A 1,075-nucleotide genomic window follows, 5' to 3' on the forward strand; every position below is an offset into this window, starting at 1 on the left:
GAGTCTTGGGGTCCGTGCGGTGGAGCGCCGATGCCAGCGCTTCCAGTATGGCCGGGGCGTCAGAGCTCTTGCCATGTGTCATGGCCGCGAAGGTGGCCATGGTGAGATCTTCTTCCGCTTCCTCGGGCTCGACGATCAAGGGGACGTTTCCCGGGCCGAGGACCAGTGGGCGGACGGTGAGAGGGCTCCAGTCGTCCGTGCCCAGGTCGAAGGGGCCACTGGCCCACTCGGCGGTGGCCTTGTCCTGGCAGACGACCAGGAGATAGGCCGGGCACTCGTTCTTCGACTCCAGGAACGAGAGGTAGTAGGCCCAGTTCCGTGCTTTGCGCGGGTCGGGACGACTCTGCGCCTCGATCGCCAGCAGCAGTGGCGTCCCGCCCTTCTCCGGTGAGAGCCGCAGGACGCTGTCGATGCGTCGTTCCACGGGCTCCAACTCGGTCACGTCGGGTGTGAGTACTTCTACGCGGGGCTTTTCCGGTAGGGAGACGCCCAGTAGGCGGAAGGTGGGGGCCAGCAGGGCGGGGCGCTCCTGGAAGATGCGGTGCGCTGCCTCGTGGCGTGCGGTGACCATGCCGGGAACATATGACAAGCGGGGTGGACGGGAGGGGGAACGCCGGCGCGTTCACCAGGACGGGTGAACGCGCGTTCCTGGAGTGAGCGGGCGTACGAGGGGTTGGGGGTGGGGCCGGGGCGGGTAGTGGTCACGCTGGCCCGGTTTCGGGGAACAGGGGACGTTTCGGCGAACGGCTCGCCCCGCCCGACCGGCACACGCCGCGCGCCCATGTGCTCTCCCCGCCCGACGAGCAGCCGCTGGCGGTCGCGCTGGCGCAGACGCAGGACCTGCTCGAACAGCACGGCTACCTCGTCACCGTCTATCCGGCCACCCTCCCCATCCGCTTCCGGCACCGGCTGCACACCGTGCGCTCCCTGTTGGAGAGCCGGCGCATCGCGCTGTTGCCGGTGGAGCTGCCCCCGCTGGCCACCGGGATGCTCGTACGGCAGCTGCGGCAGCTGTCCCTGTGCGACTTCGCCCCCGGGGTGCTGGGTTCGGCGGCCCGGTTGCTGACCCACTATC

1 protein-coding gene and 1 pseudogene are annotated in these 1,075 nt (G+C 69.4%); one reads left to right on the forward strand and one right to left on the reverse strand.

Annotated features, from left to right (window positions below):
• Window positions 1-571: pseudogene (locus ACFXIV_RS48270) on the reverse strand (hypothetical protein); the annotation flags it as partial.
• 212 nt (window positions 572-783) lie between these two features.
• Here ACFXIV_RS48270 and ACFXIV_RS48275 point away from each other — a divergent pair.
• Window positions 784-1,075 (forward strand): hypothetical protein (locus ACFXIV_RS48275; protein ID WP_379421586.1); only part of this gene is annotated, 292 nt, incomplete at its 3' end.

Origin of the sequence: Nocardia sp. NPDC059236, from assembly GCF_042754085.1 — a bacterium.
GTDB lineage: Bacteria > Actinomycetota > Actinomycetes > Mycobacteriales > Mycobacteriaceae > Nocardia.